Genomic DNA, 15,828 nt, shown 5'->3' on the forward strand with positions numbered 1-15,828 from the left:
GTCAGACCTCGGTGACGTCGAAGGTGCGGGTGGGGGTGACGTACTCGTCCTGGGCGGCGACCAGCAGGATCTCCCGGGAGCCGGCCTCCGCGGTCATCCGCAGCAGGCCGAACACCGACGCGGCAGCCCGGGCCAGCGCCTCGCCGGCCGAGCGGGTGTCCAGCCAGTGCGCCAGGAAGAGCGCCGCGATCGCGTCGCCGGCGCCGTTGACCGACAGGTCCAGGCGCGGGGTGCGCACCCTGAAGTGCCGGCCGCCCTCCGACGCCAGCAGGTCGACGGCGTCGTCCGGGGTGTCCTCGGCGACCAGCGAGGTGGTCAGCACCACGCGCGGGCCGAGGGCCTGGACGGCGGAGACGGCGTCCTTCACCGACGCCAACGACCGGGTCTCGGACTGGGAGAGCAGGTCCAGCTCGTAGTGGTTCGGGGTGACGATGTCGGCGGCCGGGACAGCGACTTCCCGCATGAACTCGGGGATGCCGGGCCGGACGAACACCCCGCGCCCGACGTCGCCGATCACCGGGTCACAGCACCAGACGGCCGCCGGGTTGGCCGCCCGCACCTTGGCCACCGAGCCGAGCACGGCGTGCCCGATGTCGGCCGACCCCAGGTAACCCGAGAGGACGGCGTCGCAGCTGCCGAGCACGCCGCGGTCCTCGATGCCCTGCACGACCTCGTCGACGGCCTGGCCGTCGAACACCCGGCCGGTCCACGCGCCGTAGCCGGTGTGGTTGGAGAACTGGACGGTGTGCACCGGCCAGACCTCGACGCCCAGCCGCTGCAGCGGGAACACCGCCGAGGCGTTGCCGGCGTGCCCGTAGGCGACGTGGGACTGGATCGACAGGACGTTCACCATGCGCCAGAAGATCGCACACCGGCCGCCCGGGCGGGTCAGCCGCGGGGCTGGACCTCGCCCATCGGGCCCCAGCCGGCCAGGTCGGGGGAGTCGACGTACATGATCGACGGCGTCGCCGACACCCAGTCGGGCATCTCCGAGATCGCCTTCCGGAAGTGGTCGGAGGCGGTGTGCACCGCTCCGGCCTCGGCGTCGCGGAAGCCCTCCACGAGCACCCAGGTGTGCGGCTCGTCGACGCTGCGGGACCACTCGAAGAAGACGTTGCCGGGTTCCGCGCGGACCGCCTCGGTGAACTCCCGGACCAGCTCGGGCCAGCGCTCGTCGAACTCCGGACGGACCGGCCACTTCACCACGATGAGGATCACCGGCTCAGCGTAGGTCGCCCTCGCCCGCCGCATCGACCGGCGGCGTCCCACGCGATGGGACGCCGTTGACCGTTGCTGATGTGGTGGGGTTCACTCTCTCGGACCAGTACCGGTAATTATCGAAACTGGTCAGGTCACGCAGCAGCGCTGCTCGCGCACCGACCCGAGGAGAACGGGACACATGGGACGACGACGTCTGGGAGCCGGGGCAGCGATGCTCGGCATGGTCGCCACGGCGGGGGTGGTCGCGGCGCCCGCAGCCGGGGCCGCGCCGACGACCGTGCACACGGCCGACTTCGAGCAGGACACCGGCGGCTGGTACGGCCGCGGCGGTGCGCAGGTCGCCCCGAGCACCGTCGCCGCCCGCAGCGGCGCGCAGAGCCTGGCGGTCACCGGCCGCACGCAGGCCTGGGAGGGGCCGGGGCTGGACGCCAGCGCCCTGCTGCCGGCGGGCACCTGGGAGGTCGAGGCCTGGGTGCGGCTCGCCGACACCACGGCCGAGCCGGAGACCGACCTCGTGACGATGAGCGCGGCGCGCACGCCCACCGGGGGCACGACGACCTACGACACCGTGGCCTGGCAGGTCGCCGTCTCCGACAGCGCCTGGACCAAGGTCAGCGGCACCTACGAGTTCGGCACCAGCAACAGCGGCCTCGAGCTCTACCTGGAGAGCCCCGACGCGACCCAGGCCTTCTTCGTCGACGACGTGACGATCACCGGCGAGGCCGCCGGGCCGGTCGAGCCGGGCACCCGGGCCGACCTGGCCACCGACTTCGAGGACGGGCTCGGCGGCTGGGTCCCCCGCGGCGCGGCGCAGCTGGCCGCCACGACCACCGACGCCCACGGCGGCAGCACCAGCCTGCTGACCACCGGCCGGACGCAGGGTTGGCACGGCCCGGCCGTCGACGTCACCGCCGGCCTGGCGCTGGGGGAGACCGTCCAGGTCTCGGTGTGGGCGAAGCTCGCCCCGGGTCAGGCACCGGCCTCCCTCAACGTCTCGATCCAGCGCGACCGGGGGACGACGACCAACTACGACAACGTCGCCGGCGCCAGCGCGGTCGTCACCGCCGACGAGTGGACCGAACTGCGTGGCACCTACACCCTCGGCGCGGCCGTCGACCGGGCCCAGCTCTACGTCGAGGGCGACGCCGGGGTCAGCTTCCTGATCGACGACTTCGCCCTGGCCGGCTTCGCCGAGACGCCGATCCAGGACGTCCCCGGGCTCGCCGACGTGCTCGGCGAGGACGGCTTCGAGCACGTCGGCGTGGCGGTCGACCAGCGGGAGACCGTGGGTCGGCCCGCCCAGCTGGTGCAGCGGCACTTCGACGCGATCACCCCGGAGAACGACGGCAAGCCGGCCGAGATCCAGCCGGTCGAGGGCACCTTCACCTTCGGTGACCTGGACGCGCTGCTCGACTTCGCCGACGCCACCGGCACCGACGTCTACGGGCACGTGCTGGTCTGGCACAGCCAGACCCCGGACTGGTTCTTCCGCGACGGCGACCGCCCGCTGACCGACAGCCCGGCCGACCAGGCCCTGCTGCGCGCCCGGATGGAGGCGCACATCAAGGCGATCGCCGACCACGTCGACGCCCGGTACCCGGACGGCGACAGCCCGATCTGGGCCATGGACGTCGTCAACGAGGTCATCGCCGACGGCGACACCGCCAACCCGCACGACATGCGGGACAGCCGCTGGTTCCAGGTCCTCGGTGAGGGCTTCGTCGACGAGGCGTTCCGGCTGGCCGACCGGTACTTCCCGGACACCGCGCTGTTCATCAACGACTACAACACCGAGATGCCGACCAAGCGGGTCGACTACCTGGACCTGGTCTCCGCCCTGGTCGAGCGCGGTGTGCCGATCGACGGGGTGGGCCACCAGGCGCACGTCGACTTCGCCCGCCCGGTCGAGTGGCTGGACGACTCGCTGACCGCCGTGGAGGAGCTCAGCGCCCGCACCGGGACGCCGCTGCTGCAGGCGATCACCGAGCTGGACGTCAGCGACTCCAAGGAGAACAACGGCGCTGACGTCAGCAACGGCACCGTGCCGCAGCACTCGCCGGCGATGGCCGACCAGGACGCCGCCGAGACCGAGCTCGGGTACTACTACCGGGACCTGTTCGACATGCTGCGGGGCCACTCGGAGTCCATCGAGTCGGTCACCTTCTGGGGGATCAGCAACGGCCGCAGCTGGCTGCGCACCTGGCCGGCGGCCCGGCCGTGGGAGTCGCCGCTGCCCTTCGACGACGACCTGCAGGTCATGCCCGCCTACTGGGGCATCGTCGACCCGACGCAGCTCGCGCCGCGTCCGGCCGACCAGCTCCCGCCCCGGATCGCCGGCACCGACGACGTGGCCGCCGACTCCACCAGCCCCGCCGGCGCCCGGGTGCAGTACCCGCTGCCGGAGGCCGGGGACACCCGGGACGGCGCCGTGACGGTCAGCTGCACTCCGCCGTCCGGGGCGCTCTTCCCGATCGGCGCGACCGAGGTGAGCTGCACGGCCACCGACCGTGCGGGCAACACGTCGAACCCGAGCACCTTCGACGTGGTCGTGACCCCGCCGACGACGGAGACCGAGCTGTACCAGCAGATCAACAACGGGCCGGTCGTGCGGGCGAACGCCAAGCAGACCGTCCAGCTGGTCGTGCAGTTCGGCAACCGGGGCGCAGGCGTGCTGCTGGGCAGCTCGTTCGAGTACTCCTGCACCCAGACGGCAGGCCCGGCGCTGGCGCTGGACCTGGCGCCCGGGTCGGCCCGGCAGGTCGGCAACCGGGACTACCCGGCCGGCCAGAACGGCACCTTCACCCTGCGGGCTCGCCCCACGCAGGTCGGGCAGGCGACCTTCGACTGCACGATGTCGATGACCGACAGCCGGGGGGCCCCGGTGAGCAGCACGACGACGGTCACGATCGACGTCCGACGTTGACCACCGGCTGACCGCACGCGCAGAGCCCCCGCTCACCATCCGGTGAGCGGGGGCTCTGTGCGTCCCGGGCTCAGCGGCGTGCGGCCGCCAGCTCGGCGAGGGTCGGCGGGTCGGCCCCGGGGCGGGTGCAGGCGAGGGCGGCGACCAGCGCCGCGTCGTCCAGCAGGGCGGTCAGCTCGGGCTCGGGCAGGTCGCGCAGCTGGGCGGAGGTGAGCACGCCGGTGCGGGCCAACCCGGCGAACAGCCCGGCCGCCAGGCTGTCGCCGGCGCCCACGGTGTCGACCACGGTCACCGACGGGGGCTGCACCCGCAGCACCGCGCCGCCGGGGCGGGCCGCCCGCAGCGCCTCACCGCCGTCGGTGACGACCACCAGGGCAGGGCCTTCGGCGGCCCACCGGGCGGCGGCCTCGTCCAGGTCCGCGCCGGGCTCCAGCCACGCCAGGTCCTCGGCGCTCACCTTCACCACGTCGGCGACGCGGCGCAGCTCGGTCACCTGGGTGCGCACCGCCTCGTCGTCGTCGATGAGGGTGGGGCGCACGTTCGGGTCGAAGCTGACCAGCGCGGTGCCCTCGGCGCGCACCCGGCGCACCAGGTCGGCGATGGCCAGCGAGCCCGGCCGGGTCCAGCTGGAGATGGACCCGATGTGCACGATCCGGGTGTCGGCGGGCCAGGCCGCCGTCAGCTCCGCGGCCGTCCACTGCCAGTCGGCGGCACCCACGGTGTGGAAGGAGTAGCTCGCCGACCCCTGCTCGGCCAGCTCGACCACGGCGAGGCTGACCGGTTCGGGGGCGGTGAGCATCGCGTCGGTGGCCACGCCGTTGCCGGCCGCGTGCTCGCGAAGCAGCGCACCGAACGGGCCGGGGCCGACCCGGGACATCAGGTGCGTCGTCGCGCCGAGCCGGGCGGCCGCCACCGCGACGTTGAGCGCATTGCCGCCGGGGAAGGCGGTGTACTGCGGCGGTGCGCCCGGAGTCGGGTCCCCGGAGGGGATCAGGTCGATGACGAGCTCGCCGCAGACGGTGATCACCGCCACACCGTAGCGGCGGCCCCGGACCGGTCTCCGGGCGTCCTCGCCTGATCGGGTGTGTGCGGAGCTCGAACCGCCGGCCGTCGTCGACGTGGCCTCGGTCGTGCCGGCTCAGCGGTCGTTCGGGTAGACCACCCCGAGCTGCTCGCGGGCCCCGTCGAGCAGCCGCATGGTGGCCAGCGAGTGCTCCAGCGGCATCACCGGGCTCTCGGTCAGGCCCTGCTGGAGACAGCGGGTGACCTCCCGCAGCTCGTGCACGTAGCCCGAGCCGATCAGCGGGAACTCCTCGGTGCGGACGGCGGCGTCGCCGACCTGCACGTCCAGCCGGGTGGGCCGGTAGACCGAGTCCGCGCCGTCGGTGCGGATCCAGCCGTCGCTGCCGCAGATCAGTGCGGTGTGCGGTGAGCGGGCCAGCAGGGACGTCGTCAGCTGGGCCTGGGCGCCGGAGTCCCAGCCGAGGGTGAGGGCGTTCTGCGCGTCGACCCCCTCGGGGGTGCGCGCGCCGGTGGCCCGCACCGAGTCGGGCAGCCCGAGGGTGCCCCAGGCCCACAGCAGCGGGTAGACGGCGAGGTCGAGCAGTGCGCCGCCGCCGTCGGCCAGGGCCCAGATCCGGGCCGTGAGGTCCAGCGGCGCGGGGAAGCCCACCTCCGCGGCGACCCAGTGCACCGTGCCGATCTCGCCGGACGCGGCGATCTGCAGCGCGCGCTGGTACGCCGGCAGGAACCGGGTCCAGACCGCCTCCATCAGGAACAGCCCCCGCTCCCGGGCCAGGTCGACGAGCTCCTGGGCCTCCCGGGCGTTGATCGTGACCGGTTTCTCGCAGAGCACCGACTTGCCGGCGGTGAGCGCCGCGCGGACCACGGCGGCGTGCTGGGCGTGCGGGGTGGCGACGTAGACCACCTCGACGGCCGGGTCGGCCAGCAGGGCGTCCAGCCCCGACCGCGCCTCGTCGTCGGCGTACCAGGAGGCGAAGCCGAGCTGCTCGGCGAAGGCCCGGGCCCGCTCGGCGTGCCGGGAGCTGACCGCCTGCAGGACGGCGTCGGGGAGCAGCGCCAGGTCGGCGGTGACGGTGGCGGCGATCGCGCCCGTGGCCACCACGCCCCACCCGACCGGCCGCCCGGTCGGGGCCAGCGGGTCGGCGCCGAGGAGCTCCGGCCGGGCGATGAACGGCGAGGTGGGAGGCGCGAGGGTCATGCGGTCACGCTAGGGGAGGAGCAGATCGGCCATCTCCCCGGCGCCCACGACCCGGGCGAGCAGCGCCTCGGCGTCCACCGGCTGCGCGCCGCGCCAGGCGACGTGCTGGTCCGGGCGCACCAGCAGCAGGTCGGCTCCGTAGCGCTCCCGCAGCCCGGGAACGTGCTCGAGGTCCACCACGCGGAACGGCACGTTGCGCCGCGCGGCGGCGGCGGCCAGCCCCTCGGTGGCCGCCGCGCGGTCCAGCCGCAGCAGGGTGAACTCCGCGCCGAGCAGGTCGTACAGCGAACGCCCGTCCGGCAGCCAGGTGTGCGGCAGCCGTGCGCCCGGGTGGGCCGACGGCCGGAAGGTGACCAGCTCCGGCTCGGGCACGGGCAGGCCGTCGGGGACGACGACCGGCGAACCGGGGTAGTCGTAGCCGAGCACCAGCCCGAGGCTGTGGAACTCCGGGTCCTTGACCTGCAGCGCCCGGGCGACCGCGGCGCGCAGGGCGACGCCGTCGGCGGACTCGTCGTCCAGGTCGCCGGTGGCGAAGGACGGCGCGAGGAAGGCCTCCTGCGCCCCGGCCGCGGCGATGGTCCGCTCGGCCACCGGCCGCCGCTCGGCCTGGTAGCTGTCCAGCAGGCACTCCGGTGCCCAGCCGCGCAGCACCGCGGCGAGCTTCCAGCCCAGGTTCACCGCATCGCCCACGCAGGTGTTGAAGCCGTGCCCGCCCCACGGGGGGTTCAGGTGGGCGGCGTCCCCGACCAGGAACACCCGCTCGCCCCGGTAGCGGTCGACCAGCAGCATCCGGGCCGACCAGGGGTCGGTGGCCAGCACCTCCACGTCGACCTCCGCGCCGACCAGCGCCTGCACCAGCCGGACCGGGTCCACCTGCTCGGTCTCCGCGTCGACGCCCTGGACGATCGCCCACCAGGTGCCGTCGAGGTCCAGCCGGCCCATCAGGCCACCGCGCTCCGCGCCGATCACCCAGTAGTGGACGCCGACCGCGCACAGCTCCCGCTGCTCCAGCTGCGGGGAGCGGAAGGCGATGCTCACGTTCGGCAGGGTCCCCGAGGAGCCGGCGTACCGGGCACCGATCGCCCGCCGGGTGACCCCGCTGCTGCCGTCGCAGCCCAGCAACCAGTCGGCGGTGACCTGGTGCCGCTCGCCGTCCGCGCGCTGCAGGACGGCCGAGGCCCCGGTGGGGCCGTCGGTGACCTCGACGACGCGCCAGCCGATGAGGACGGTGACCGACGGCAGCTCGCCGACGGCGTCGCGCAGCAGCTGCTCGACCAGCGGCTGCGGGGCCTGCTGGCCCGGCTCGGCGAACTCGTCCCGGCGCTCCGTGGTGAGCCCGAACGCCTCGGGGAACCGGGTGATCTCGTGCCCGAACAGGCCGGTGCAGAAGACGACGTCCTGCGCGTGGTCCACCGGCAGCGGGGCCAGCGCGCGCAGCCGGTCGGCCAGGCCCCAGCGGCGCAGGTGTTCCATCGTGCGCACGCTGGTGGTCTTGGCGCGCGGGCGGAGCGGGTCGAGGGTGGTGCGCGGTTCGACGACGAGCACCTCGATGCCGCGCCGGCCGAGCTCCAGCGCGGCAGCCAGGCCACTGGGCCCCCCGCCGGCGATCAACACCGGGACGCGGGCTGGCACGGCGGTCATGGGGATCTCCTGTCGTGGGCTGCGGTGCCCGGAGGCTGAGCGGTGCAGGCGGGTACGGCGTCCGGCCAGGTCAGCGGCGCGGGACGCACGTCCAGCATCGTGGCGGCCGTCACGTCGCCGTAGCCCGATGTCATTGAGCGGCAGAGCGAGACGGAACCGTCTTCAGGACCCGTGCGCGGCCTGCCACTGCCGGATCCAGGCCCGGCCGTAGTCGTTGCCGTGCGGGGTGCGCAGCACGGTGTGCACGTGGAAGGGCTGCGGGGTGGAGTAGTCCAGGAAGACGCCGCAGTGGTGGTCCAGCTCGGCGATCAGCACCGGGGACTGCACCCGGTAGTAGAAGACGTCGCCGGGCTCGGAGCCCCCGATCCAGCTGAACCAGGTCTCGTCCAGGTGCGCGGTCACCTCCCGCATCCGGGCGCGGCGGGGGCCCTCGGGCAGCAGGTCGACGAAGTGCTCGACGACCGCCAGGACCAGGCGCTGCGCGTCGGGTGGCATCTCCGTGACCGGGATGCCCTCGACCGGGATCACCCGGTTGTCCTGGAAGGCGCCGGCGAGGTGCCGCTCGTCGCCGGGGTGCACCCGGCCTGGCGGCATGGCCGGGTCGACCATCTGCGCGTAGACGGTCGCCGCCTGCCGTTGCGCCGGCGGCAGGGCGGCCATCACCGCCAGCCCCGCGGCGATCCGCTCGGTGAAGGACTCGGTGCCGGCGTGCGGGCCCGCGTCGATCTCGTTGGGCTCGGCGCCGAGGAACACCGGGGACAGCTGCATCCGGCCCTCGACGACGAGGCAGTTGACGGCGCAGTGGTGACCGAACAGCTGCCAGCCCCACGGCGCCCGCAGGTCGGGGGTGCCGTAGACGGCGATGTTGTAGCTGAACTCGTCGAGCACGTTCGCCAGGCCGACGACCTCGCCGAGGAAGCCGTTGATCAGCATCATCGCGTGGGCCAGCTCGAAGCCCTCGGGGGACAGTGACGCGCGGACCAGCGCCAGCGCCTTCTCCCGCACCTCCGGCGGCTGGAACTCCAGCCGCAGGCCGGTGTCGAACTGCATAAACTCCGGGTTGGCCCAGGTCTGCCACTCCGGCGCGTCCACCGGGAAGGCGACCCGGTCCCGGCCGCCGTCGTCCAGGGCGGCGAGCAGGTCCTCGGCCGCCGCCACCATGGCCGCGACCGGCGCCTCTTCGCCCGGCTCGGCCGGGGTGAGCGGGTACAGCCCCTCGCGGAGGGTGCCGTCGGAGGTGACCCCGCGGAACTCCTGCAGGTACAGCGGCGTCCAGCCCTCGACCAGCCCGCCGGTGAAGGTGCCCGGGGTCCGGGCGTGCTCCCGGTAGGCGTAGGGGTCCAGGCCGCGGACCTCGGTCAGCCGGGGGTGGTCGTGCGGGAACAGGTACTGCCGGAACTCACCGGCCACGGCCCACCTCGTTGCCCACGACCGTGTTGGTCAGCACGCCGAGCTTCTCGATCTCGACCTCGACGACGTCCCCGGGCTCCAGCAGCCACGGTGGCGTGCGGGCGTAGCCGACACCGGACGGGGTGCCGGTGGCGAGCAGGTCGCCGGGCCGCAGGGTGAACGTCCGGGAGATCAGGGAGAGGGTGTCGCCGACGGTGTAGACCATCTCGTCGGTGCGCCCGTCCTGGACGGTCTCGCCGTTGACCCGGGTCTGCACCCGCAGCCCGTCGCGCAGGTCGCCGACCTCGGCAGCCGGCACCAGTGGGCCCAGCGGGCCGGAGCGGTCGCCGTTCTTGCCGAGGATCCACTGGCTGGTGAGCTTCTGCGCCCGCCGGGAAGTCAGGTCGTTGAACGTCGAGTAGCCGACGACGGCGGCCAGCGCCTCGTCCGGGGTGGCGTCGACCAGCGTGCTGCCGACGTAGGCCACCACCTCGCCCTCCCAGTCCAGCCCGTCCTCGTCGGCCGGGACCGGCACCTGCGCGCCGTCCACCGTGAGCGACTGGGTCCAGCGGGCGAACAGCGTCGGGTACGCCGGGACCTCCTGGTCGCGGAAGCTGCCCTCCGCGACGTGCTTCAGGTAGTTCAAACCGATGCAGATCACCCGGGCGCCGGGCAGCACCGGCGGCACGAACTCGGCGTCGGTGGCGACCAGCGTCTCCCCGCGGGGCTCGCGGGACAGGTGCCCGGCGGCGTCGGCCCAGAACTCCTCCACCGACGTGACCACGGTGACCGAGGTGTCGTCGTCGGACAGAGCGGCCACCTGCACCCCGCCGCCGTCCCGGTGGATGCCGACGATCCTCATGCCCGGTCTCCTTCGTCGATCAGGTGGCGCCGCAGGAAGGTGATCGTGCGGTCGAGTGCGTCGGTGGCGGTGTCGGGCGTCCCCAGCCACATGTGGTCGGCGCCGTCGTAGGTGTGCAGCTCAACGTCCGTCCCCGCGGCGGTCAGGGCGTCGTGCAGCCGCTGGCTCTGCGCGGTCGCGACGAACCGGTCGGCCCGGCCGTGCAGCAGCAGGACCGGCGGCGCAGCGGGGGAGACGTGCGTGATCGGGCTGGCCTGCGCGGCCAGGTCGGCGGCCGCGGACACCGGGGCGCCGATCAGCTGCGCCTCGCGGCTGGCCGGGTCCGCCGGGTCGTTGCCGATGTCGGTCGCCACCGCCGCTACGTCGCTCGGGGCGTACCAGGCGGCCACGGCGGAGACCGCGGACGACGGACCGGTGACACCGACCTCGCCCTCGAGAGCGGGGTCGGTCACCAGCCCGAGCAGCTCGGCCAGGTGGCCGCCGGCCGACTCGCCCCACGACGCGATCCGGTCGGCGTCCACCCCCAGCTCGGCGGCGCGGGAGCGCAGCCAGCGGACGGCGGCCTTCGCGTCGTGCAGCTGCGCCGGCCACACCGCCTCGCCGGAGAGCCGGTAGTCGAGGCTGGCCACCGCGATGCCGGCGGCGGCCACCTGCTCGAACGGCGTGGGGGCGGCGTCCCGGTACATCGGGCCGGCGGTGTGCCGGCTGCCCAGCCGCCACCCGCCGCCGTGCAGGAAGAGCGCGACCGGATGTGGTCCGTCCCCGGCCGGCAGGTACAGGTCCAGCTCCAGCGGCCGGGCGCCGGGCAGCGCCGCGTACGGCACGCCGGAGAGCACCCGGACACCGGAGGCGCCGGTGCGAGCGGGCGGCAGCGGCGCCTCGTGGGCGGGCGGGGGGAGCGGGAGGGTGGGCGCGGGCACGGGTCTCCTCAGGGCACACCTCCGGCGCCGGGAGTGCATCCACTCTCGGCGCCGGAGGGGACGGCGGTGGGTGAGCGCAGGTCAGGCGGTGGGCTCAGGCCACTCGAAGTCGGGCTTGAACTGCATGTTGTGCTGCTGCGCGGCCGCCTGCATGCGCGGGAAGTCCGGGATGAACGGCGGCTGGTCCGGGCTGGTGGAGTCGGTCGGGGCGCCCATGTGCTGGAAGAACCGCTCGAAGCCGCCGGAGAGCGTTCCCATCATCCGGGCGTGCTCGACGACCTGGTAGGCGTGCGCGAACCCGGCCGGCACGTAACCGAAGTCGCCGGGGGTGAGCAGCTGGGACTGCTTGGCGCCGTCGCCGTCCTCGAAGAAGAGCCGGACCTTGCCCTCGAGCACGTAGAAGGTCTCGTGGGTCTCGTTGTGCGAGTGGGTCGGGATGACGTCGCCGGCCGGGGAGTCGGCGGTGATGATCCCGAACTGGCCCTGCGTCTCGTCGCCGGACAGCAGCACGGTGAACACGTCGCCGAAGAGCTTGGCGTGCTCGCCCTCGCCCCTGCGGAGCACGTAGGGCTGCGGCTTGCCGGGCAACAGGCCCTGCCACTGCGGGCCCTTGGCGGGGTCGATCAGGTACTCGAAGCTCATGGGTGCTCCCGGTTCAGGTCGGCGTTGACTGGTCGAGCATCGGTGACCGTCGTCACCACGTCCCCGGCTGTGCCATTGGCCGGCACGGGGATCGGGGTCAGGCCAGGCCGTTGCGCTTCGCGACCTCACCCAGCCAGGCGAGGCTGGGCTTCGGCGTGCGGGCGAACGTCTCGCGGTCGACGGCGACCAGGCCGAAGGTGGGGGCGAAGCCGAGCATCCACTCGAAGTTGTCCAGCAGGCTCCAGTGCACGTAGCCGCGCACGTCGGCGCCGTCGGCGATCGCCGCGGCCAGACCGGTCAGCGCGTCGGTGGTGAAGGTGATCCGGTCGGCGTCGTCGGCGGTGGCGATGCCGTTCTCGGTGACCAGCAGCGGGGTCTCCGGCAGCACCGAGGACGCGTAGCGGATCGCGGCACCGAGGGCCTCCGGCCGGCGCTCCATGCCGTGGGCCAGCGTCTGCCGGTCGGCCGGCGGGGCGATCAGCCCCTGGGGGCCGAACCGCTGGGCGGTGTAGACCTGCAGCCCCACGACGTCGTCGCCGGCCGCGGCCCGGAGGAACTGGTCCATCATCGCCGCGCGCGCGGCCTGCAGGTGCTCCTGGCCACCGCCCTCGTCGATGTACTCGAGGCCGACCAGCGACATGCCGGACGGGGGAGCACCGGCACCCCGCAGCACCTCCGCGCTGCGGCCGTGCAGCCCGATCAGCGCCTCGGCGACGCCCTGGTCGGGCACGGGCAGGCCGTGGATCGGCTCGCCGCGCCGGGCCATCGCGCCGATCACCGGCTGGACCGCCATCAGGTTCGGCTCGTTGAGCGTGAGCACGTACTCGGCGTGCTCGACCGCAGGCAGGGCGAGCTCGGTGAAGCGGGCGACCCGGTCGCCGGCCTTCGGCCCGGTCCAGCCGCCGTCGTGCATCATCCAGCGCGGCATCGTGAAGTGGACCAGCGTGACGATCGGGGTCAGCCCGCGGTCGCGACAGCCGTCGACGATGCGCCGGTAGTGGTCCAGGGCCGAGCGGGAGAGCTCGCCCTCGGCCGGTTCGATCCGGCTCCACTCCAGGCTGAACCGGTAGGTGTCCAGCCCGGCCCCGGCCACCAGGTCGAGATCGGACTCCCACCGGTTCCAGGAGTCGCACGCGTCGCCGCTGGACTCGGCGAACGGGGAGTGCGGGGCGTGCTCCATCTCCCAGTGGTCGTTGTTGACGTTGCCGCCCTCGACCTGGTGCGCGGCGGTGGCGGTGCCCCACAGGAAGCCGTCCGGGAACTGGGTCATGCGGTGGGCCTCCAGCGGTGTCGGGAGGCCGTGCCACACGGGCAGGCGCGGCGCTCCTCGTTGATCGACGTCCCGCGAGCATGCGTGACGCCGCTCACCGTGCTCAGCACCGCTGCCGGCCAATGGCAGACGAGTTGGATCAGGGTGTCCCGGGTGCCCGCCAGGGGCCGAGGCCGCGGGAGATGCCCCGCGCCGCCGTGCGCACGGCTGGGCCGAGCAGTCGTGGTTCGGCGTTCTCCGCGGGCACCAGCACCGACAGCGCGGCGACGACGGAGCCCTGCGCGTCGTGCACCGGGGCGGCCACCGACACGATCGGCCCGGGAGCGCCCCGCCGGAAGGTGGCCAGCCCGTCCCGCCGGATCTCGGCCAGCGTCCGCCGCAGCGCCGCTGAGGAGACCGGGACCTTCTCCGGCTGGTGCATCAGCGGCTGAGCGAGCACCTCCTCCTGGAACGACGACTCGGCGAACGCGAGCAGCACCAGGCCCACGCCGGTGGAGTGCAGCGGCATCCGCCCGCCCGGCCGGTACAGGGCGGCGACGGCCCCGTGCGAGGAGAGCCGCTCCACCATCAGCGCCTCCTCGCCCTCCCGGACGGCGAGCAGCACGTGCTGCCGGGTCACCTCCTCCAGGTCGCCCATGAACGGCAGCGCCACCTGCCGCAGCTCGTGGCTGCGCGGGGTCAGGGAGGCCACCTCCCACAGCCGGAGACCGATCGAGAAGCGGCCGTCGGCGCCGCGCTCCAGCGCCCCCCACTCCAGCAACCGGCCGGCCAGTCGCAGCGCCGAGCTGGCCGGGATGCCCGTGCGCCGACTGAGCTCGCTGAGGCTCAGGTACGGCCGGCTGCTGTCGAAGGCGCCGAGCAGGGCGAGGGCCCGGTCGACGACGGGATCGCCCTGCGGAGGGCGCCGGCCGCGGACCCGCGTGGTGGGGGAGTCGTCGTCCGTCACGCAAGAGCCTCCGGGTCCTTCTCGGTGAGGCGCAGGCCACAGTTGTCTTCCATTGGTCGGCATTGTGCCTGACGTCACGGCGAGGCCCGCCGCATCGTTGCCGCCAAGCCGGTTCCCCGGCGCGGCCGATCCCGGCCGACATGACCCCTCCGTAACGAAGCGAAGGAGCCAGACCGGAATGAACCGATCCAGGACCCGCCACCCCTCGGCGCTGCGCCGTCCCACCCTGATGCGGGCCGGCGTCGCCGTCCTGGCCACCGGTGCGCTCACCTCGCTCGCCGCGTGCGGCGGTGGTGGCGAGGGTGGCGGCGGCACGAGCAGCCAGAGCCCCAGCGACACGCTGACCTTCGCCTACGACGCCGACGCCGCGCCGACCGGCTACGACCCGCTGGAGTACTCGCAGGGCCAGTTCACGTTCTTCAGCGCCCTCTACGACTCGCTGTTCGTGACCCAGCCGGACGGCACCGTGGCACCCAGCCTGGTCACCGAGTTCAGCAACAACGAGGACGACACGCAGACGACGCTGACCCTGCGCGACGGCGTCACCTTCGCCGACGGCTCGGAGCTGACCGCGGAGGTCGTCAAGGCCAACCTGGACCGGCGCAACGACGCCGACCTGGAGGCCTACGGCGCGCTCGCCACCGGCGGTGCCAGCGAGATCGTCGACGTCGCGGCGCCCGACCCGCAGACCGTCGTGATCACCTGGGCCCAGCCGCAGGCCAGCCCGGAGAACAACCTCACCGACACCGCGGGGGTCGTCGTCGGGCCCGACGGGCTCGCCGACCCCGCGACCCTGGAGACCACCCCGGACGGGTCCGGCGCCTACACCCTCAACGCGGGGCAGACCACGCGGGCGAGCACGTACGCGCTGGACAAGAAGGACGAGGCCTGGAACGCCGACGAGTGGGCCTACGACACCGTCGTGTTCAACGTGATCACCGACCCCCAGGCGCTGGCCAACGCGGTCATCTCCGGGCAGGCCGACATCGCCACCATCCTCAAGCCGACCACCATCGACATGGTCGAGCAGCGGTCGAGCCTGGCCAAGGTCGGCGGCACGATCGTCGGTTTCCCGGTCATCGACAAGACCGGTGCGACCAACCCCGCCTTCGCCGACGAGCGGGTCCGGCAGGCGATCAGCCACGCCATCGACCGCGAGGCGATCGTCGAGCAGCTGCACCCCGGCGCCCAGCCGACGGCCCAGCTCTTCCCTGCCGAGGCCGAGGGCTTCGACCCGGCGCTCAACGAGGAGTTCGGGTACGACCCCGAGCGCGCCCGCGAGCTGCTCGCCGAGGCCGGCCTGCCCGACGGGTTCGCCTTCGACATCACGGTGCTCGGCCAGCCATCGGAGGACCAGGTGGTCATCCAGCAGCAGCTGGCCGAGGTCGGCATCACGATGAACTTCGTGACGGCCACCTCGACCGACCAGGTGTTCGCTGCGGTGCGCACCGACCCGCTGATCTTCGGGCCGATGGCGATCGGTGGTCAGCCGGCCGGCTGGGTCGCCGGGGTGCTCTACGGCGGCTTCATGAACATGCAGGGCGCGACCGAGCCGGAGATCCAGAGCGCGCTGGGCGCTGCCCTCGGCGCGACCGGCGACGCCAGGGAGCAGGCGCTCGGCGACCTGAACCGGGCCATCGCGGAGAACGGCTGGTACATCCCGGTCTACGAGGACTACGCCTACACCGGCTACAACGCCGAGAAGGTGGCCGAGCCCTCCTACGCGGGGACGAACAACTACCTGGTCCTCTCCGAGGTCGAGCCGGCCGCCTGAGCCGCCCGGCACCGGCCGG

The 15,828-nt window shown here is 73.7% G+C and carries 13 protein-coding genes; 2 read left to right on the forward strand and 11 right to left on the reverse strand.

Going from position 1 to position 15,828, the window contains the following annotated elements; all coding sequences use genetic code 11:
- Position 1: 1 nt before the first annotated feature.
- On the reverse strand, positions 2-853 hold the full coding sequence (pdxY, locus tag IN07_RS00260) for a pyridoxal kinase PdxY (RefSeq protein ID WP_197058288.1): 852 nt from the start codon (positions 851-853) through the stop codon (positions 2-4).
- A 35-nt stretch (positions 854-888) separates the two neighbouring features.
- On the reverse strand, positions 889-1,218 hold the full coding sequence (locus IN07_RS00265; protein WP_036332379.1) for a putative quinol monooxygenase: 330 nt from the start codon (positions 1,216-1,218) through the stop codon (positions 889-891).
- Positions 1,219-1,399: 181 nt separating this feature from the next.
- Here IN07_RS00265 and IN07_RS23645 point away from each other — a divergent pair, with 181 nt between their 5' ends.
- Positions 1,400-4,144 carry an endo-1,4-beta-xylanase gene (locus tag IN07_RS23645; protein WP_081975071.1) on the forward strand — a complete coding sequence of 915 codons (2,745 nt, stop codon included), beginning with the start codon at positions 1,400-1,402 and terminating at the stop codon, positions 4,142-4,144.
- A 70-nt stretch (positions 4,145-4,214) separates the two neighbouring features.
- Here IN07_RS23645 and IN07_RS00275 read toward each other — a convergent pair whose 3' ends face one another.
- The 9 genes from IN07_RS00275 to IN07_RS00315 all read right to left on the reverse strand — a co-directional run bounded on the left by IN07_RS00275 (position 4,215) and on the right by IN07_RS00315 (position 14,035).
- Positions 4,215-5,171: a carbohydrate kinase family protein gene (locus IN07_RS00275; RefSeq protein ID WP_036332461.1), complete on the reverse strand. Its 957-nt coding sequence runs from the start codon at positions 5,169-5,171 to the stop codon at positions 4,215-4,217.
- 111 nt (positions 5,172-5,282) lie between these two features.
- Positions 5,283-6,365 carry a Gfo/Idh/MocA family protein gene (locus IN07_RS00280; protein WP_036332381.1) on the reverse strand — a complete coding sequence of 361 codons (1,083 nt, stop codon included), beginning with the start codon at positions 6,363-6,365 and terminating at the stop codon, positions 5,283-5,285.
- A 9-nt stretch (positions 6,366-6,374) separates the two neighbouring features.
- The gene (locus IN07_RS00285) at positions 6,375-8,006 is read right to left on the reverse strand and encodes an FAD-dependent monooxygenase (protein ID WP_036332383.1); all 1,632 of its coding nucleotides are present in this window, start codon (positions 8,004-8,006) and stop codon (positions 6,375-6,377) included.
- Positions 8,007-8,168: 162 nt separating this feature from the next.
- Positions 8,169-9,416, reverse strand: a complete 1,248-nt coding sequence (locus IN07_RS00290; RefSeq protein ID WP_036332385.1) for a DUF3500 domain-containing protein — start codon at positions 9,414-9,416, stop codon at positions 8,169-8,171.
- Complete coding sequence (locus tag IN07_RS00295; RefSeq protein ID WP_036332388.1) at positions 9,406-10,257, reverse strand: fumarylacetoacetate hydrolase family protein; 852 nt, start codon at positions 10,255-10,257, stop codon at positions 9,406-9,408. The genes IN07_RS00290 and IN07_RS00295 overlap by 11 nt, the downstream gene beginning before the upstream one ends.
- Positions 10,254-11,177 (reverse strand): alpha/beta hydrolase, encoded by a 924-nt coding sequence (locus tag IN07_RS00300; protein ID WP_081975073.1) that lies wholly within the window; start codon positions 11,175-11,177, stop codon positions 10,254-10,256. Before IN07_RS00300 ends, IN07_RS00295 begins: the two co-directional genes overlap by 4 nt.
- Before the next feature lie 81 nt (positions 11,178-11,258).
- Complete coding sequence (locus tag IN07_RS00305; protein ID WP_036332390.1) at positions 11,259-11,819, reverse strand: quercetin 2,3-dioxygenase; 561 nt, start codon at positions 11,817-11,819, stop codon at positions 11,259-11,261.
- A gap of 97 nt (positions 11,820-11,916) precedes the next feature.
- Complete coding sequence (locus IN07_RS00310) at positions 11,917-13,089, reverse strand: glycoside hydrolase family 1 protein (protein WP_036332465.1); 1,173 nt, start codon at positions 13,087-13,089, stop codon at positions 11,917-11,919.
- A 139-nt stretch (positions 13,090-13,228) separates the two neighbouring features.
- Positions 13,229-14,035, reverse strand: a complete 807-nt coding sequence (locus IN07_RS00315; RefSeq protein WP_036332392.1) for an IclR family transcriptional regulator — start codon at positions 14,033-14,035, stop codon at positions 13,229-13,231.
- Between the two features lie 178 nt (positions 14,036-14,213).
- Here IN07_RS00315 and IN07_RS00320 point away from each other — a divergent pair, with 178 nt between their 5' ends.
- Positions 14,214-15,809 carry an ABC transporter substrate-binding protein gene (locus IN07_RS00320; protein WP_081975074.1) on the forward strand — a complete coding sequence of 532 codons (1,596 nt, stop codon included), beginning with the start codon at positions 14,214-14,216 and terminating at the stop codon, positions 15,807-15,809.
- Positions 15,810-15,828: the final 19 nt, after the last annotated feature.

The sequence above is a fragment of the Modestobacter caceresii genome, assembly GCF_000761485.1.
Lineage (GTDB): Bacteria > Actinomycetota > Actinomycetes > Mycobacteriales > Geodermatophilaceae > Modestobacter > Modestobacter caceresii.

Excerpts from the sequence above, each read along its gene's own strand:
- pdxY (WP_197058288.1), bottom strand. The coding sequence starts at position 853 with ATGGTGAACGTCCTGTCGATCCAGTCCCACGTCGCCTACGGGCACGCC.
- IN07_RS23645 (WP_081975071.1), top strand. The coding sequence starts at position 1,400 with ATGGGACGACGACGTCTGGGAGCCGGGGCAGCGATGCTCGGCATGGTC.
- IN07_RS00280 (WP_036332381.1), bottom strand. The coding sequence starts at position 6,365 with ATGACCCTCGCGCCTCCCACCTCGCCGTTCATCGCCCGGCCGGAGCTC.
- IN07_RS00285 (WP_036332383.1), bottom strand. The coding sequence starts at position 8,006 with ATGACCGCCGTGCCAGCCCGCGTCCCGGTGTTGATCGCCGGCGGGGGG.
- IN07_RS00295 (WP_036332388.1), bottom strand. The coding sequence starts at position 10,257 with ATGAGGATCGTCGGCATCCACCGGGACGGCGGCGGGGTGCAGGTGGCC.
- IN07_RS00305 (WP_036332390.1), bottom strand. The coding sequence starts at position 11,819 with ATGAGCTTCGAGTACCTGATCGACCCCGCCAAGGGCCCGCAGTGGCAG.
- IN07_RS00310 (WP_036332465.1), bottom strand. The coding sequence starts at position 13,089 with ATGACCCAGTTCCCGGACGGCTTCCTGTGGGGCACCGCCACCGCCGCG.
- IN07_RS00320 (WP_081975074.1), top strand. The coding sequence starts at position 14,214 with ATGAACCGATCCAGGACCCGCCACCCCTCGGCGCTGCGCCGTCCCACC.